13 protein-coding genes are annotated in these 16941 nt (G+C 66.9%); 9 read left to right on the forward strand and 4 right to left on the reverse strand.

The features are described 5' to 3' along the window. Window positions 1-195 precede the first annotated feature (195 nt). From ACX80X_RS01005 to ACX80X_RS01020, 4 genes are all read left to right on the forward strand, one after another. On the forward strand, window positions 196-1668 hold the full coding sequence (locus ACX80X_RS01005; protein WP_252601118.1) for an MFS transporter: 1473 nt from the start codon (window positions 196-198) through the stop codon (window positions 1666-1668). Window position 1669: 1 nt separating this feature from the next. Next, window positions 1670-3895, forward strand: coding sequence for a molybdopterin oxidoreductase family protein (locus tag ACX80X_RS01010; RefSeq protein WP_252613701.1), 2226 nt, complete (start codon window positions 1670-1672; stop codon window positions 3893-3895). Then, window positions 3892-5454: an FAD-dependent oxidoreductase gene (locus ACX80X_RS01015; protein ID WP_252607841.1), complete on the forward strand. Its 1563-nt coding sequence runs from the start codon at window positions 3892-3894 to the stop codon at window positions 5452-5454. Before ACX80X_RS01010 ends, ACX80X_RS01015 begins: the two co-directional genes overlap by 4 nt. An 80-nt stretch (window positions 5455-5534) precedes the next feature. Continuing rightward, window positions 5535-6230 carry a hypothetical protein gene (locus tag ACX80X_RS01020; protein WP_252607840.1) on the forward strand — a complete coding sequence of 232 codons (696 nt, stop codon included), beginning with the start codon at window positions 5535-5537 and terminating at the stop codon, window positions 6228-6230. 28 nt (window positions 6231-6258) lie between these two features. Here the strand turns inward: ACX80X_RS01020 and ACX80X_RS01025 are convergent, their stop codons facing one another. Both ACX80X_RS01025 and ACX80X_RS01030 read right to left on the reverse strand, forming a co-directional pair. Beyond that, window positions 6259-6444 (reverse strand): PspC domain-containing protein, encoded by a 186-nt coding sequence (locus ACX80X_RS01025; RefSeq protein ID WP_056348113.1) that lies wholly within the window; start codon window positions 6442-6444, stop codon window positions 6259-6261. 97 nt (window positions 6445-6541) lie between these two features. Beyond that, a complete protein-coding gene (locus ACX80X_RS01030; RefSeq protein ID WP_252601108.1) occupies window positions 6542-7957 on the reverse strand; it encodes an NAD(P)H-quinone dehydrogenase in 1416 nt (471 codons plus the stop codon). Between the two features lie 128 nt (window positions 7958-8085). Here ACX80X_RS01030 and ACX80X_RS01035 point away from each other — a divergent pair, with 128 nt between their 5' ends. Continuing rightward, on the forward strand, window positions 8086-8904 hold the full coding sequence (locus ACX80X_RS01035) for a purine-nucleoside phosphorylase (RefSeq protein ID WP_252607839.1): 819 nt from the start codon (window positions 8086-8088) through the stop codon (window positions 8902-8904). 77 nt (window positions 8905-8981) lie between these two features. Here ACX80X_RS01035 and ACX80X_RS01040 read toward each other — a convergent pair whose 3' ends face one another. Next, window positions 8982-9467, reverse strand: coding sequence for an RrF2 family transcriptional regulator (locus ACX80X_RS01040; protein WP_252601102.1), 486 nt, complete (start codon window positions 9465-9467; stop codon window positions 8982-8984). A gap of 112 nt (window positions 9468-9579) precedes the next feature. On the opposite strand from ACX80X_RS01040, the gene ACX80X_RS01045 reads away from it, so the two are divergent. Further along, complete coding sequence (locus ACX80X_RS01045; protein WP_252607838.1) at window positions 9580-11349, forward strand: phospho-sugar mutase; 1770 nt, start codon at window positions 9580-9582, stop codon at window positions 11347-11349. A gap of 7 nt (window positions 11350-11356) precedes the next feature. On the opposite strand, the gene nirD is transcribed toward ACX80X_RS01045, so the two are convergent. Next, on the reverse strand, window positions 11357-11719 hold the full coding sequence (gene nirD / locus ACX80X_RS01050) for a nitrite reductase small subunit NirD (RefSeq protein WP_252601097.1): 363 nt from the start codon (window positions 11717-11719) through the stop codon (window positions 11357-11359). A gap of 263 nt (window positions 11720-11982) precedes the next feature. Between nirD and nirB the strand changes: the two genes are divergently transcribed. The 3 genes from nirB to ACX80X_RS01065 are packed head-to-tail and all read left to right on the forward strand — an operon-like array spanning window position 11983 to window position 16819. Beyond that, the gene (nirB, locus tag ACX80X_RS01055; protein WP_252601094.1) at window positions 11983-14613 is read left to right on the forward strand and encodes a nitrite reductase large subunit NirB; all 2631 of its coding nucleotides are present in this window, start codon (window positions 11983-11985) and stop codon (window positions 14611-14613) included. 2 nt (window positions 14614-14615) lie between these two features. Beyond that, window positions 14616-15650: a uroporphyrinogen-III C-methyltransferase gene (gene cobA, locus ACX80X_RS01060; RefSeq protein WP_252601091.1), complete on the forward strand. Its 1035-nt coding sequence runs from the start codon at window positions 14616-14618 to the stop codon at window positions 15648-15650. A gap of 14 nt (window positions 15651-15664) precedes the next feature. Beyond that, a complete protein-coding gene (locus ACX80X_RS01065) occupies window positions 15665-16819 on the forward strand; it encodes a uroporphyrinogen-III synthase (protein ID WP_252601088.1) in 1155 nt (384 codons plus the stop codon). Window positions 16820-16941 lie beyond the last annotated feature (122 nt).

Below are 16941 nucleotides of genomic sequence, written 5' to 3' on the forward strand. Positions count from 1 at the left end.
CGTCCAGTCAATGGACAAAAGGTCCATCATGTGGACTAGTGGCACATGTCTCATCCTTCGGTCCGTTAACACTCCCTCACGCTGCGGGCCGGCTGCCGATAGGCAAATGTCACAGCGCGTTAACATACCGCGACTGTCCACGAAACGCGCGTTCTCTACCGTGGAAGAACAACATCCCCCATGAGGAGGTCCACCGTGACTGTTGACCGCAACGCAGATGCCGGCACCGGCAATTCCGTAGATATAGACACCGACCCGCTGCACGGAGGCGTGTCCTCATCCGCCAGCGCGCAGCCCTCCACCCGTACAACCGACGCCCCCGCCCTTGAATTCCGCCCTGGCCGCTGGATCGCCAACTGGAACGCCGAGAACAAAGAGCAGTGGGAGTCCGCCGGCCGGGCCATCGCCCGCCGCAACCTGAACTGGTCCATCTTCGCCGAGTTCCTCGGCTTTGTGGTCTGGCAGCTCTGGTCCATCGTGGTGGTCCAGCTGCCGGCAGCCGGCTTCACGTTCACCACCTCGGAAATCTTCTGGCTGATCTCCATGCCGAGCCTGGTAGGCGCCACCCTCCGGATCCCCTACACCTTTATGGTTCCCCGCTTCGGCGGCCGGAACTGGACCATCGTGTCCGCGCTCCTGCTCCTGATTCCCGCCGTCGGACTGGGACTTTGCGTCTCCAATCCGGAAACCCCGTTCGGTGTCATGCTGCTCGTGGCAGCACTTGCTGGCTTCGGCGGCGGCAACTTCGCCAGCTCCATGGCCAACATCACGTTCTTCTACCCGGCACGGGAGAAGGGCTGGGCCCTTGGCCTGAACGCCGCCGGCGGCAACATGGGCGCTGCCGTCGCGCAGCTCGCCGTCCCGATTGCGATCACCCTGCTCGCCGTCGGCAGCGTCAACCTGCCGATGGCCGGCTGGATGTGGATCCCCTTCATCCTGATCGCCGCCTTCGGTGCCTGGAAGTACATGGACAACCTCACCAGTGCCAAGGGTGACGTGGCCGGCTCGGTCGCGGCACTGAAGGAACCGCACCTGTGGATCATGGCACTGCTGTACATCGGCACCTTCGGTTCGTTCATCGGCTTCGCCGGCGTGTTCCCCAAGCTCATCAAGGACTACTTCCCGGCGTTCTCCTCCATCGGAGTCGGCACCGTGGCACTCTCGCTGGCCTTCCTCGGCCCGCTGGTCGGTTCACTCGCCCGCCCCTACGGCGGACGCATGGCTGACCGCATGGGCGGGGCCCGGATGACCGTGGCAGCATTCGCCGCCATGGCCGTCATCACCCTGACCATGATCTGGACCCTGCCGCTGAAGAACTTCTGGCTGTTCCTGGTCCTCTTCCTGATGCTCTTCACGGCCAGCGGCTTCGGCAACGGCGCAACCTACCGGATGATCCCCATCATCTTCGCAACGTCCAGCCGGGCTGCGAAGTCCGGTGCCAGCACTGTTGAAACCCAGCGGCTGGCGTCATCGGCCCTCGGACTGATCTCGGCCATCGGCGCCTACGGCGGCTTCGTCATCCCGCAGGTCCTGAACGCCTCCAACACGGCCAGCGGTTCCTACACCCCGGCCTTCTACGGATTCGTCGGAGCCTATGCAGTAATGCTGGCGGTCTGCTGGTTCTGCTACATCCGCAACGCCAACCGAAATGCGATGGGACACGTCTAACATGACCAAAAGCGCCGACACGCACTGCCCTTACTGCGCCCTGCAGTGCGCCATGACGCTCACGTCACCAGCGGTACTGACCCCGGCTTCCAAGCCGGGGTCAGTACCCGTGCCGGCTGAATCCGCAGCGCTGGCCGCTGCGGACGCCACCCTGAAGGCCCCCCTCCTCGAAGTGAGCGGCCGGGACTTCCCCACCAACCGGGGCGGCCTCTGCCGCAAGGGCTGGACCTCAGCCACGCTCCTCAACCACCCCGGACGGGTCACCGAACCCCTGCTCAAGGGCGCCGACGGCGTCCATCGCCCCATCGGCTGGGACCAGGCCCTGGCGCTGGTCACCACCGCCGTGAAGGACACACAGGCACGCTACGGGAAGGACGCCGTCGGGGTTTTCGGCGGCGGTGGCCTCACCAACGAGAAGGCCTACATGCTGGGCAAGTTCGCCCGCCTGGCCCTGGGCACCTCACGCATCGACTACAACGGCCGCTTCTGTATGTCCTCCGCCGCGGCCGCCGGGATGCGCGCCTTCGGCCTGGACCGCGGCCTCCCGTTTCCGCTGGCAGACCTGGACTCGGCCAGCACCATCATGATGCTCGGCTCCAACGTGGCAGAAACCATGCCGCCGTTTGTGCAGCACCTCCAGGGAGCCCGCGACGCCGGCGGGCTGATCGTGGTGGATCCGCGCCGTTCAGCCACGGCAAAGTTCACATCCGACGGCGGCGGCCTTCACCTCCAGCCCCTGCCGGGCACCGACCTCACCCTCCTGCTGGGCCTCTCGCACGTGATCATCCACGAAGGCCTGGCAGATGACGACTTCATCGCGGCACGCACCACCGGCTACGAGGCCGTGGTCCGCAGCGTCAACTCGTTCTGGCCCGAACGCGTCCAGTCCCTCACCGGCGTCCCGGCGGAGCTCATCCGGGAAACCGCCCGCAGGCTCGCCGACGGTGCGGGCAAGGGCGGCAGCTACATCCTTACCGGACGCGGCGTGGAGCAGCACGTGGACGGCACGGACACCGCCACCGCCGCGATCAACCTCAGCCTCCTCCTGGGCCTGCCCGGCTCACGGCGCAGCGGCTACGGCACCCTCACCGGCCAGGGCAACGGCCAGGGCGGCCGCGAGCACGGCCAGAAGGCCGACCAGCTCCCCGGCTACCGGAAGATCACCGACCCCGCCGCCCGCGCCCACATGGCCGGCGTCTGGGGCGTCCCGGAGGAAACCATTCCTGGGCCGGGATTGCCCGCCGTCCAGTTGCTGAAGTCGCTGGGACAGCCCGACGGCGTCCGGTGCCTTTTTGTGCACGCCTCCAACATCGCGGTGGCCTCCCCCGATGCAAACGCCGTCATCGCCGGGCTCCGCAGCCTGGACTTCCTGGTGGTCTGCGACTTCTTTATGTCCGAGACCGCCGCCGAAGCCGACCTCATCCTCCCGGTCCTGCAGTGGGCCGAGGAGGAGGGCACGCTCACCAACCTCGAGGGGCGCGTCCTCCGCCGCCGCCAGGCCCTGCAGCCGCCGGCCGGCGCACGCAGCGAACTGTGGATCATGGCCCGGCTGGCAGAAGCGCTCGAGGCCCCGTCCACGTACAGCGAAGATCCGGAAACAGTCTTTGAGGAACTGCGGCTGGCCTCCGCCGGCGGGCACGCCGACTACTCCGGCATCGACTACGCGATGCTGGACCGCGGCGAAGCCGCCTACTGGCCGTACCCCGTGGGGAGCACCGGCACGCCCCGGCTGTTCCTGGACACGTTTGCCCACTCCGGCGGCAAGGCGGTCATGACCCCGGTGACGCCCCGGCGTCGTCGTACGCCGGCCCCCAACCCGGACCCGGGCGCGAAAACCATGACCCTCATCACCGGCCGCCTCCTGGAGCACTACCAGTCCGGGACGCAGACCCGGCGGGTGTCCGAGCTGCTGGCCACCCAGCCCGAAGCGAAAATGCAGATCCACCCCGCCGCGGCGGCCGCCATGGGCATCACCGAAGGCGCCTTTGTCTCGGTGGCCAATGAACGCGGCGAGGTGTTCTGCAGGGCGGAACTCAGCACCGCGATCCGGCCCGAGACAATCTTCCTGCCGTTCCATTTCCCGGAACTCGAAAGCGCCAACCGCCTCACCGAGGCGGCAACGGATCCCATCTCCGGGATGCCCGAATTCAAGTTCAACAAGGTGTGGGTCCGGGCGGTCGCAACCGGACTTCAGAACAGTGTTCTTCAGACATCGGAGGCCTCATGAGTGAGCAGATTGTCATTGTTGGTTTCGGCCCCGTGGCTGCCCGCCTGATCGATGAACTGCTGCCCGCGGTCCGCGACGGGCACGTCAGCCTCACAGTCGTGGGCGAAGAAGCCGAGGCCGCGTACAACCGTGTACTGGTGGCCGACCTCGGCGTCGGACGCACCACCGCCGATGCCCTGGCCCTCTCCGACGCCGCAGCCCTGGCCGCCGACGGTGTGGACGTCCGGCTCGGCGTGCGGGTCCGCCGCGTGGACCGGGCCCGACAGCAGGTGATCCTTACAGACGGGACCTCCGCCCACTATGAGCGGTTGGTCTTCGCCACGGGTTCCCGGCCCGTCATCCCCAACCTGACCGGCATCAACCCGGATCCGGCTTCCCCCGTCCTCCCTGCGGGCGTCACCGCGCTCCGGGATCTCCGCGACGCTTCGGTTTTGCGCGCAGCGGTCGACGGCGGCAAGCGAGTTGTGGTGCTGGGCGGCGGCGTCCTGGGCCTCGAGACAGCCCTCGCGGCTGCCGAGGAAGGCGCCACGGTTACGGTGGTGCACAACGGGCCGCACCCGCTGGGACGCAACATCGACCGGGGCGGCGGCGCGGTCCTCGCGGCCAGCCTGCGCCGGTGCGGCGTGCGGATGGCCGGCAACGCCCGGTCCACCGGGGTGGAGCACAACGCGCCCGACGGCGGATTCTCGGCACTGCTGCTCAATGACGGTTCGGCGATCGACGGCGACCTCCTGGTCCTCTCCTGCGGCGTCCGTCCCCGGACCGAGCTGGCCGAAGGCTGCGGCCTGTCCGTTGGTGCTGGCATCCTGGTGGACCACCGGCTCCGTGCCCACCACGAGCCGCACATCTTCGCGATCGGCGACTGCGCCGAGGTCCGTTGCCCGGATCCGGCCTGCAACGAGTGCCGCACCGCCAAAGGCCCGTCCGGTCTGGTGGGACCCGGATGGCGGCAGGCCGAATGGCTGGCCGAATACCTGACGCTGCTGGCTAACGGCACGCAGGAAGAGGCCGACGCGCTGCAGGAGCTGCCCCAGGAACAGGCCGGCGTGATTGTGCTGAAGGCACGTGGAATGAACATGGCTGTGGCCGGCGACAACGGTGCCGAACCGTGGGATGAAGACGTTCTCACCGCCGGCGCCGTGAACGGCCGGCAGCGCCTTCAGATCGCCCAGTGGGCCGATCCCGAACACGGCCGCTACGTGAAGATGACCACCCGCGGTGGAGTGCTGGAAGGCCTGGTGGCCGTGGGTATGCCGCGGACCGCCGCCGAGCTCGTGGGACTGTTCGAACGCGGTGCCGAACTGCCGGCCGACAGGTCACTGCTGCTCCGGCTCGATGGCCCGGACCAGCTGGCCGCGTCCGGTCCCGCCGATCCGGAAGGAACCGTGTGCCGCTGCGCCGGAGTCAGCGGCACCAAGATCCAGGGTGCCGTGGCGGATGGCTGCTCCACCGTGGCCGAGGTGTCCAAGGCGACCCGCGCCGGCACCGGCTGCGGCGGCTGCCACGAGGACATCAAGGGGCTCATCGAAAAACACTTCCAGGCGGCTCCCGCCGCCTGACTTGTCCTGAAGCCAGGAAGCCCGGACGTGTGCGCGTCACGGAATCGGACCCGGAACGGATGGCAGGTAGCATCGGGGCCATGAATGCCGACGAAGAAGACGACATCACCGAAGAACTGCTGGCCGACGCCGGGAAGCTGACCGGACTGAGCCTGGAACTCTTGGGCCTTGATCCGCACCCGGATGACTTGACGCCGGAACAGAGGCTGCAGTTCGAGCCGGAAGACCTGGACGAAATGGCGGCTGTCTCGCCGGAAGACCGGAAAACCGCTGTGAGCCAGACACTCCTGCTGGCAGGCCTTCTGTGGAACTCGTCGGGCCTGCTTGTGGACCAGCTCTTCCGCGATCTCGGGACCATGACCGCACTGGATGCCGTCACTTCGTCCGACGTCGCCGGTTCCGCTGTGCTGTCCTCGCTGCCGCCTCAGTTCGCCACCAGCTACGACGCGACGTTTACCCGGAAGTTCCTCGTGGTCGCTTCCGATGTGACGGCATCGCTGGTCCGCGGCTGGACAGCCCCCGGATGCCTCGCAGCAGAGCTCGCCGTCCACTGCCTGCTCGATCAGGCGGAAATCACCGAGGACATCTATGAACTCGACCTCCCGAAAGACTGGCGTGCTCAGGTCGAGGAAGTCCTGTTGGAGGAGGCGGAGAGTCCAGCCCTCTACTCGGACAGCCCCGACATCCCGGAAATAGACGCCGGGAAGCAGCGTATCGAGGGCTGGTTCACCCCCTTTACTTCCGGCAGCACCGTGCCGCCCTACGCCCTGGCCTAGGCGTCGAGGCCGGGAATCCGGGCGGTCTTTAGGCCGGAGCCTTCGGAATCATGATCCACAGCGCGATGTAGACCAGCTCGCCTATCCCCACCAAGCCAAAGATCACAAAGCCGAGCCTGACCAGGAACTTAGGGATCCCGAATCGGGCTGAAAGGGCGGCGCATACGCCGCCGATGATTTTTCCGCGGCGTGGCCGCTCCAGTGCTGTAGTCATGCGGCCACGCTACCGGAGAATGCCAGCGATAGAGACTGCCGAGTCCCTCGGGTTTCGACAAGCTCAACCACCGGGGCTCGACCACCAGCGGGACCTGCTACATGTGGACGTGCAGGCGCCGGGCCGCTTCGGAGATGGACCCGCTCAGCGACGGGTAGACGGTAAAGGTGTTGGCGACGTCGTCGACGTGGAGCTTCTGGGTGACTGCAAGGGAAATGGCGAAGATCAGCTCGGAAGCGTTCGGCCCCACCACAACACCGCCAATCACGGTGCCGGAGCCCTTACGCGCGAAGATCTTGACGAAGCCGTCCTTGTGGTTGCGCATTTTGGCGCGGGCATTGCTCTTGAGCGAGAGTTTGACGATGTCGCCCTGGTATTTGCCGGACTGGATCTCGGCCTCGGAGACCCCCACATTCGCGATCTCGGGTGAGGTGAAGATGTTGGACGCCACCTGGTGAAGCTTGAGCGGCATAACGCTGTCGCCCAGGAAATGGGCGATCGCGATCCGGCCCTGCATTGCGGCCACCGAGGCCAAAGCCAGCACGCCGGTGCAGTCGCCCGCGGCGTAGATGTTCGGCGCCGTGGTGCGGGAGACGCCGTCGACCTTTATATGGCCGCTCTCGGTGAGGGCCACGCCGGCCTCTTCAAGGCCTATGCCGGCGGTGTTCGGGATGGAACCCACGCAGACCAGGCAGTGGCTGCCGGTGACTTTCGATCCGTCACCGAGGGTGACCACCACGCCGTCGTCGGTCCGCTCGACGGTTTCGGCACGGGCGCGGGACAGGACGCGCACACCGCGGCGCTCGAAGACTTCCTCCAGCACCTCCGCGGCGTCGGTGTCCGAACCGGGGAGCACCCGGTCGCGGCTGGAGATCAGGGTGACTTTGGAGCCCAGGCCGTTGTAGGCGGAGGCGAACTCGGCACCGGTCACACCGGAACCCACCACAATCAGTTCCTCGGGAAGCTCGTCAAGGTTGTAGATCTGCGCCCAGTTCAGGATGCGTTCCCCGTCCGGCCGCGCGGTGGGCAGCTCGCGGGGGTGCGCGCCGACGGCCAGCAGAATGGTGTCCGCTTCCACGATTTCGGTGCCGTCAGCGGTCAGGACCTCGATGGTGTGGTTGTCCAGGAGCTTGCCCGAACCCAGCAGGATGCGTACGTTCTGGTGCTCCAGCCCAGTGGAGATGTCGGTGGACTGTTGGCGGGCAAGGCCCAGCAGGCGGTCGTTAATGTGTTTGAGGTCGGCGCGCATCGCCGGCACAAAGTCGCCACCGTCGACGTCGAACTTCACTCCCAGCTCGCCCGCCTCACCGACGCGGGTCATCAGATCCGCCGTCGCGATCAGGGTCTTGGAAGGCACGACGTCGGTCAGCACGGCCGAGCCGCCCATGCCCGCGCGTTCGATGATGGTGACCTGCGCTCCCAGCGAGGCAGCGACCATAGCGGCTTCGTAGCCGCCGGGGCCACCTCCGAGGATTGCGATCCGGGGGGAGCTGAAATCAGGGTGCGTAGTCACAATCAACCATTCTCGCGCATCTGCGCAGGGACCACCAATAAAAGAGTGGCCCGTCACGGTGCCGTCTGCGGCCCGGCGCGACGCTGTTGCCACTGTGCACAGCGGCACCGGCACGATAACTTGTACCAGTGAGTAATACAGACTTCCAGAACACGGACCCTTTCGCCGCCGCGCGCTCCGCCGCTGAGTACATCGCGCAGGAGACCGGGGTGGACAATCACGACGTCGCGCTCGTCCTGGGCTCAGGCTGGGCTGAAGCCGCCGACCTCATCGGCGAGACCACGGCCACCCTGACCGCCGACACTGTCCCGGGCTTCCACGCCCCGGCCGTGGAAGGACATGTGGGCACCATCCGCTCGGTCCTTACCAAAGAGGGCAAACGCGCGCTGGTCCTGGGTGCACGGACGCACTACTACGAGGGCAAAGGCGTCCGCGCCGTGGTCCACGGCATCCGCACCGCGGCCGCTGCCGGCTGCAAGACACTGGTCCTCACCAACGGCTGCGGAGGGCTGAACGAAAGCTGGACGCCCGGCACCCCGGTGCTCATCAAAGATCACATCAACCTCACCGCCACGTCCCCGCTTGAAGGCGCAACGTTCGTTGATCTGACGGATCTGTACAGCTCGCGCATCCGTGCCCTCGCCCGTGAAGTGGACTCCTCGCTGGAGGAAGGCGTCTATGCCCAGTTCAGCGGACCGCATTACGAAACGCCGGCCGAAGTCCAGTACGCCAAGCGGATCGGCGCGGACCTGGTGGGCATGTCCACCGCATTGGAAGCGATCGCCGGCCGGCACGCAGGCATGGAAGTGTTCGGAATTTCGCTGGTCACCAACCTCGCAGCCGGCATCAGTGCCATGCCTCTCAGCCACCAGGAAGTCATCGGGTCCGGCCAGGCCGCCGGACCGCGGATTTCCAAACTGCTGGCTGGGATCATAGCCAAGCTTTAGGACAACGCGGGGTCACTAAGCGCCCAATGGAGGCTTTCCCATGGGCGTCTAGTGACCCCCCGTTGCTGTAGGGCTGGTCAGGTTCGCGGACCGACGAGCTGCAGGACGGTGGACTCCCGGGCCTCGGGAAACCGGCGCTCGATGGACTGGGCGATCCCGGCAATGCTCTGCCGGGACAGCTCAGTCCGCCAGGTGACTTCGGCGTGGCGCATGGTCTGCGAAATAAGGCAGGTGCGCGCGTAGTCGGCGTCCATGCTCCCGCCCGGGGCGTCCTTGGCGATGCCTTCGCACCGGAAGGCATGGTCATTTCCTTCGATGGCCAGGACCACGTCAAGGACGGAAATCCGCTCCGGACGCCTGGCCAGCGAGAATCCGCCCCGCGGGCCGGATACCGAGGTCAGGATCCCGGCCCGCACCAGCGCTTGGAGCTGTTTGTTCAGGTACGCGGCGGGAAGCTTGTAGAACTCTGCCAGCCGTGCACTGCTGACAGCCTCCCCCGGCGCGGTCCAGGACATGTTGACGCAGCTATGCAGCCCCCATTCAACGCCCTGCCCCAGTTTCATATTCGCGACATTACTTGTCCAGAAAATTTCCTGCAAGGATTTCGCTGCTTTCCGCTGTCACAGGCGAGTGTTCAGGCACAGTTCCTGAACCAATGACGATAGCGTTGACCGCATGACGTCCTCCGATGCCGCTTCCTTGTTCAGCCAAGCCCGCGAATGGGCGGCCAAAGATCCGGATCCCGCCACAGCCGCAGAGCTCACCGAGCTGCTGCAACTCGCGGAGGAGGGCTCCCCCGCAGCGTCACAGGAGCTGGCCGACAGCTTCAGCGGCACCCTGCAGTTCGGCACCGCAGGCCTCCGCGCCGCCCTCGGCGCCGGGCCGAACCGGATGAACCGCGTGGTGGTGCGCCGTGCCGCCACCGGCCTCGCCGACTTCCTGGTTGAGGCGGTGGGTGAAGCCGCCCCCGGGACCCGGCCACGCGCCGTCGTCGGCTATGACGCCCGCTATAACTCCGACATCTTCGCCGAGGAAACAGCGGCCATCTTTACGGCCGCCGGGATCGAAACGTTTCTGATGCCGTCTGCGCTGCCCACCCCGCTGCTCGCTTTCGCTGTGCGGGCCCTCGATTGCGACGGCGGTGCGATGGTGACGGCCAGCCACAATCCCCCGCAGGACAACGGCTACAAGGTGTACCTGGGCCGCCATGCCGTGGAGGACAGCGGCCGCGGTGCGCAGATCGTGGCGCCCTACGACGCCAGGATCGCCGCGCGGATCGATGCCGTGGGCGCACTGGAATCCATCACCCTTGCGGCGGACGGCTGGACTGTCCTGGACTCGTCGGTGGCTGCGGATTATGAACGCGCGACGGCGGCACTCGCCGATGCGGCCCGCTTCCCGTCCCGTGATCTGCGGATTGTCCTGACGCCCATGCACGGTGTCGGCGGCGAGACTGCCGTGGCGGTGCTGAATGCTGCCGGCTTTGCCGATGTGACCCTGGTGGCCGAACAGGCGGAGCCGGATCCCGACTTTCCCACGGTGAACTTTCCCAATCCGGAGGAACCAGGCGCCCTGGACCTGGCCCTGGAGACCGCCGCCCGCGTCGACGCCGATATTGTCCTGGCCAACGATCCGGATGCGGACCGCGCTGCAGTGGCGGCGAAAGATCCGGACACCGGCGCGTGGCGCATGCTGCGCGGCGACGAAGTGGGCGCGCTGCTGGGGGCACACATTGTGGCCCGGCTGGCGGCTGGCGCTGACGAAGCGTCCGGCAGTACGGTTGAAGCAGGCGGTGGTGACGGGGCCGGCGTCTTCGCCAATTCGATTGTGTCCTCGCGCCTGCTCTCCCGCATCGCTGCCGCGGCAGGCTACGCGCATGAGGAAACGCTGACCGGGTTCAAGTGGATTTCCCGGGTGCCCGGGCTGGTCTACGGCTACGAGGAAGCCCTGGGCTATTGCGTGGCACCTGGACTGGTCCGGGACAAGGACGGGATCTCCGCCGCTGTCCTCATCGCGGAGATGGCTGCCGCCGCCAAGGCGGTCGGGAAAACCATCTTCGACACCCTGGACGAGCTTTACCTTCAGCACGGGCTGCACGCCAGCGACCAGCTGAGCATCCGGGTGGCGGATCTGGGCCTGCTGGACGCCATGATGAACCGGCTCCGGGTGAGCCCGCCCGATTCGTTCGGTTCGTCCGCTGTTGAAACTTTTGTGGACCTGGCCGAAGGGAGCGAGCACTTGCCGCCCACCGATGGCCTGCTGTATCTGACCCGGGACGAGACCCGGGTCATCATCCGGCCCAGCGGCACCGAGCCCAAACTCAAGTGCTACCTGGAAGTCATCCTTCCAGTTGAGTCAGCGGCCGAGCTGCCGGAGGCCCGGCAGGCAGCCCGGACTGCCCTGGACAATGTGGTCGACGATGTCCGCGAGGCCATCGGGCTCTGACGGGTCGTTAGACCGCGACTTCGATGAAGCCGTCGGAAATGCGGGTGCTGAACGTTTCCAGGCGCACGGTGGCGGTTCCGAAGCATTCGCCGGTTTCCAGGTCGTAGACCTCTTTGTGCAGCGGCGAAGCGATGGTGGGGCGTGTGCCGCGTGAACCCAGAATGCCGCGGGCCATCACGTGGGCGCCGGTGGCTGGATCTTCGTGGGCCACGGCAAAAACCTCACTGGGGCCGGTCCGGAAGAGTGCCACCTGGCGGCCTTCAATGAGGGCTGCTTCGCCCCAGGCAAGCTCAAGCTCGTCTACGGCGCAGACCCGGTGCCACGTCGCGGTGTCGGCGGCGAGCGCCCCAAGTTCCAGTGTTGCCGTCATGTCCGGCTCCTCTCCCCGTGCTTGATTGGCCACCTTTATGGCCGTACCAAACAATTTAGGCAACGGGTGTTTCAAAGGCGTGCAGTGAATGTGTCCGGCGCGTAAAAGAGACCTCACCCGATCGGAAACGCGTTCGTGATGCAGAAGTTAAGCCTACGAAACAAAAGGGAAACTGAAGCGAAACTGCGACTACCTAGTCTGAATGCATACCTCGTCAGAGAAGGTCGCGGAATTCCGTCTGCGGCCCATGCGAAAGGCCCACAGTGACCGAACAGACTTCAAGCACAGAGAACACGCGCCGCATCGTCGTCGCCGGTGGCGGCCCCGCCGCCCACCGCTTCGCCGATGCCATGCATTCCCGTGGCCTCGAAGGCTGGCACGTCACGGTCCTCACGGAGGAAGCCCACCTGCCCTATGACCGGGTAGCGCTCTCCAAGGCCCTCACGGACACCGGTGTCGACCTGACGCTGGGATCCGCGTCGATGTGGGACCACGCTTCCCTGGAGCTGAAGACCGGCGAGCGCGTGGTGAAGATCAACGCCGAAGCCAAGACGGTGGAGACCGCCGCCGGCAACACCTTCGAATACGACGACCTGGTGGTCGCAACCGGCTCGAATGCCGCCCGCCTGCCCATCCCCGGCAACGAGCTCACCCACGTCTACCGCACGCTCGAAGACGTCTGGGCCATTAACAAGTCCATCACCGAGCTCACGGAAAAGCTCGGCCGCAAGGTCAATGCCGTCACCATCGGTGGCGGGCTCCTCGGACTCGAATCGGCCGCCGGCACGGAGCAGCTCGGCGCCACGCCGATCGTCATCGACGGTTCGCAGTGGCTGATGGCCACGCAGCTGGATGAAGGAGCGGGCCAGGCAATGGGCCGGCTCATCAAGGCCAAGGGATTCGAAGTCCACGGCGGCGTCTTCCCCTCCGAAGTCCTCTCCGACGACGAGGGCCAGGTCACCGGTGTCCTCATGGCGGACGGCCGCATCATCGACGCAGACATGGTGATCGTCGCCATCGGCGTCCGGCCCCGCGACGAACTCTTCCGCGCCGCCGAGGGCGACGAACAGGTGTTCAGCCTGGGCCAGCGTGGCGGTGTGGTCATCGACGACTCCTGCGCCACCGAGGTACCCGGCATCTGGGCCATCGGTGAAGTGGCCAACTTCGGAGGCATGTGCCTGGGCCTGGTGGCCCCCGCCAACACCATGGCAGAGATCGTGGCCGACCGCCTGCACGGAGGCGAGGCCACCTTCCCCGGCTTCGACACCGCCACCAAGCTCAAGCTCTCCGGCGTGGACGTAGCCAGCTTCGGTGACGGATTCGCCAAGACCGAGCACTCGCTCGAAATCGTTTACGCCGACCCCGCCCGCGGCGTCTACCAGAAGATCGTCACCACCGACGATGCCAAGACCCTCCTGGGCGGCATCTTCGTGGGCGACGCCAGCCCCTACACCAGCCTCCGCCCGCTCCTGGGCCGCGAACTCAGCGCCGAGCCCGGCGCGTACCTCACGGCAGCGGGCGGCGGTGAAGCCCCGGACACCGAGCTCCCGGACGACGCCATCCTGTGCTCCTGCAACAACGTCTCCGCCGGAACCATCCGCGACACCGTCAACGGGTGCGGTGCCTGCGACGGCAACGCCCCCGTCCAGGAGCTCGGCGAGCTCAAGGGCTGCACCCGCGCCGGGACCAGCTGCGGATCCTGCGTCCCGATGCTCAAGAAGCTGCTGGAAACCGAACTCACCAAGTCCGGCGTCGAGGTCTCCAAGGCACTCTGCGAGCACATCGAACTGTCCCGCCAGGAACTCTTCGACGCCATCCGCGTCCTGGAACTGACCTCCTTCGAGGAGATCATGGCCAAGTACGGCACCGGCGCCGGCTGCGACATCTGCAAGCCCACCATCGCCAACATCCTGGCCAGCCAGAACAGCGCCTACGTCCTGGACGCCGGCCGCGGCACCCTGCAGGACACCAACGACCGCGCCCTCGCCAACATGCAGAAGGACGGCACCTACTCGGTGGTCCCCCGCATCGCCGGCGGCGAAATCACCCCCAAGAAGCTCGGCGTCATCGCTGCCGTGGCCGAGAAGTACAACCTGTACACCAAGATCACCGGCGGCCAGCGGATCGACATGTTCGGCGCCCGGCTGGAAGAGCTGCCGGAAATCTGGAAGGAACTGGTGGACGCCGGCTTCGAATCCGGCCAGGCGTACGGCAAGAGCCTGCGCACCGTGAAGTCCTGTGTTGGTTCCACCTGGTGCCGCTTCGGTGTCCAGGACTCGGTGTCCATGGCCATCCAGCTCGAACTCCGGTACCGCGGCCTCCGCAGCCCGCACAAGCTCAAGATGGGCGTCTCCGGCTGCGCCCGCGAATGCGCCGAGGCCCGCGGCAAGGACGTGGGCGTTATCGCCACGGCCGACGGCTGGAACCTGTACGTCGGCGGTAACGGCGGCGCCACCCCGGCCCACGCCCAGCTGCTGGCCAAGGACCTCGACGACGAAACCCTGCTCAAGTACATCGACCGCTACTTCATGTACTACATCCGCACGGCGGACCGCCTGCAGCGCACCGCGCGCTGGCAGGAAGAGCTCGACGGCGGCATCAAGCACGTCGAGGACGTGGTGGTCAAGGACACCCTGGGCATCGCCGAGGAGCTCGAAGCCGCCATGGCCAAGCACGTTGACACCTACGTGGACGAATGGGCGGACACCCTGAAGGACCCCGAGCGTCTGCGCCGGTTCCGTTCCTTCGTCAACGCGCCTGACCAGAAGGATGACTCCATCACCTTCGTTTCCGACGAGCGTGGCCAGATGCGCCCTGCCACTGCGGAGGAAAAAGGCAAGGTCCTGATCGGCGCCTCCATCCCCATGCGGCCCCGCGCCGAGAACGAGGTATAGCCATGCAGCTCAGCATTGATCTCACCGGCCGCGAAGTCCTGGTCACCGGATCCGACCACGCCGCCCGCCAGGCGGTCCGCCGCTACGAGGCCGCGGGCGCCGTCGTCTACCGCCTCAGCACCCCTGCGGGTGCAGCGCATGACGGCCCGCTCCCCGAGCGTCCGTTCCTGGTCGCGGCGGTCGACGACGGCCAGCCCGGCTGGGAGTCCCTGCTCGAGCGCTGCGCCGCCACCGGCATCCCGGTGGCGGCCGAGCCGGCCGCCGGACCGGTCGGCCACGTCACCCTGGTGGGCGGCGGACCCGGCACCACCGAGCTGCTGACCGTCGCCGCCGTGAAGGCCCTCCGCGATGCGGACGTGGTGTTCTTCGACCGGCTGGCTCCCTGCCAGGACCTGCCGGACCTGACCTCCGCCGAACTGGTGGATGTGGGCAAGAAGCCCGGCCACCACAAGGTGGGCCAGGCCGACATCGAAAAGCTCATGGTCGAAAGTGCCCTCGCCGGCAACAACGTGGTCCGCCTCAAGGGCGGCGACCCCTACGTCTTCGGCCGTGGCGGCGAGGAAGTTGCCTCCTGCGTGGCGGCGGGTGTGCCAGTCCGTGTCATCTCCGGCGTCACCAGCGCGATCTCCGTGCCGGCGGCCGCCGGCATCCCCGTCACGCACCGCGAGGTCAGCCACATGTTCACCGTGGTCTCCGGCCACGCGCCGCTGACCGAAAAGGAACACACGCACCTGGTCGGACTGGGCGGCACCATTGTGGTCCTGATGGGCATCGGCACCCTGCACCAGCTCGCGGCCGGGCTCCGCAAAGCCGGTATGCGCTCCGATATGCCCATGGCCGTCGTCGAACGCGGTTACCGCCCCGGCCAGCGCACCACCATCGCGGACCTGGGCACCATCACCTCCGCCGCTGCAGGGTGCAGCAATCCCGCTGTGCTGGTCATCGGCGAGGTGGTTCGCGTGGCGGAAGCCAACCGCGGGCATGCTGAGGCCGCCGCCGACCTCGACCGGCTGGCGGCCTCGCTGCTCGGTTCATGAAAGGATTGACCCCCATGACCGCACTGGCACCCGCTGAACCTGCCCAGCTTGAAGAGACCTCCGGGCCGGAGGCTGCGGACTCCCCGCTGGAGGGCTTCCGCATCGGAGTCACCTCGCACCGTCGCTCCCGGGACCTCATCGAGGCCCTGGAACGCCGCGGCGCGGAAGTACTGCACGCGCCGGCCCTCAAGATCGCCCCGGTGCAGGAGGACATCCGCCTCATCGAGGACACCAAGGCCATCATCGACGCACGCCCGGACCTGTGCATCGCCACCACGGCGTACGGCATGCGCCGCTGGTGCGAAGCTGCTGATTCCTTTGGGATCGGTGAGCAGCTGCTGGAAACCCTCGGGGCCTGCCGGATGTTCGTCCGGGGCCCCAAAGCCCGCGGCGCCGTCCGCGCGGCCGGACTCGCCGACGTCGGAATCAGCAGCGACGAAACCACCGCAACGCTGGTGGATATGCTGCTCGCCGAAGGCGTGCGCGGCAAGACCGTGGCCGTGCAGCTGCACGGCTACACGGACGTCCGGCAGCTGGAACGCCTGCGGATGTCCGGCGCCACAGTCCTGACGGTCACCCCCTACCGCTGGGTAAAGCCCGACGGCGAAGACCGGCTTCCGCGCCTCATCGAGGCTGTGTGCAGCGGCAACCTGGACGTGCTCACCTTCACCAGCGCCCCCGCCGTCGACGCCATGTGGAGTACAGCCCACGAAATGGGCGTCTACAAGCAACTCATCGAAAGCCTCAAGATCAACGTCACCACGGCAGTGGTGGGGCCCGTCACGGCCCAGCCCCTGCTCGACGCCGGTATCTCGCCGCTCGTTCCGGAACGGTTCCGGATGGGCGCCCTCATCCGGCTGGTGTGCGAGCACCTCGCCCTGAACCACGTCCGGCGGCTGGACACCGCGTCCGGCAACCTTGAGCTGCGCGGCCGCAGCCTGCGGGTCGACGGAGCGCAGGTTGAGCTGGCCCCTGCGCCGCTGCTGCTGCTGCGTGCCCTCCTGGGGGCCGGTGGGGCCGTGCTTTCCCGGGAATCGCTGTCGGAGCTGCTCGAGCTGAAGGGCTCGGTCCACGCCCTGGACATGACTGTCAGCCGCCTGCGGTCATCACTGCCGGACGGCCGCCTGGTGGAGACGGTGGTCAAGAGGGGTTACCGGATCCGCGTCTAGGGACGCGCTCCGGCCGCCTTTGTGTCAGTCCGGAGCGCAGGGAGAGGTACGTCACGGGTTTTGTTACCGGCCGGTAAACGCTGGCGAACAAAGGGTGTTCTCCCAGCAACAGCGGGGAAACA

This window comes from Pseudarthrobacter sp. MDT3-1 (assembly GCF_054510755.1).

Bases quoted from the DNA above. Each gene is read 5' to 3' on its own strand.
- ACX80X_RS01040 (WP_252601102.1), bottom strand. From the start codon at position 9,467: ATGAAACTGGGGCAGGGCGTTGAATGGGGGCTGCATAGCTGCGTCAAC.
- ACX80X_RS01025 (WP_056348113.1), bottom strand. From the start codon at position 6,444: ATGACTACAGCACTGGAGCGGCCACGCCGCGGAAAAATCATCGGCGGC.
- nirD (WP_252601097.1), bottom strand. From the start codon at position 11,719: ATGACGGCAACACTGGAACTTGGGGCGCTCGCCGCCGACACCGCGACG.
- ACX80X_RS01020 (WP_252607840.1), top strand. From the start codon at position 5,535: ATGAATGCCGACGAAGAAGACGACATCACCGAAGAACTGCTGGCCGAC.
- ACX80X_RS01045 (WP_252607838.1), top strand. From the start codon at position 9,580: ATGACGTCCTCCGATGCCGCTTCCTTGTTCAGCCAAGCCCGCGAATGG.
- ACX80X_RS01015 (WP_252607841.1), top strand. From the start codon at position 3,892: ATGAGTGAGCAGATTGTCATTGTTGGTTTCGGCCCCGTGGCTGCCCGC.
- ACX80X_RS01010 (WP_252613701.1), top strand. From the start codon at position 1,670: ATGACCAAAAGCGCCGACACGCACTGCCCTTACTGCGCCCTGCAGTGC.
- ACX80X_RS01065 (WP_252601088.1), top strand. From the start codon at position 15,665: ATGACCGCACTGGCACCCGCTGAACCTGCCCAGCTTGAAGAGACCTCC.
- cobA (WP_252601091.1), top strand. From the start codon at position 14,616: ATGCAGCTCAGCATTGATCTCACCGGCCGCGAAGTCCTGGTCACCGGA.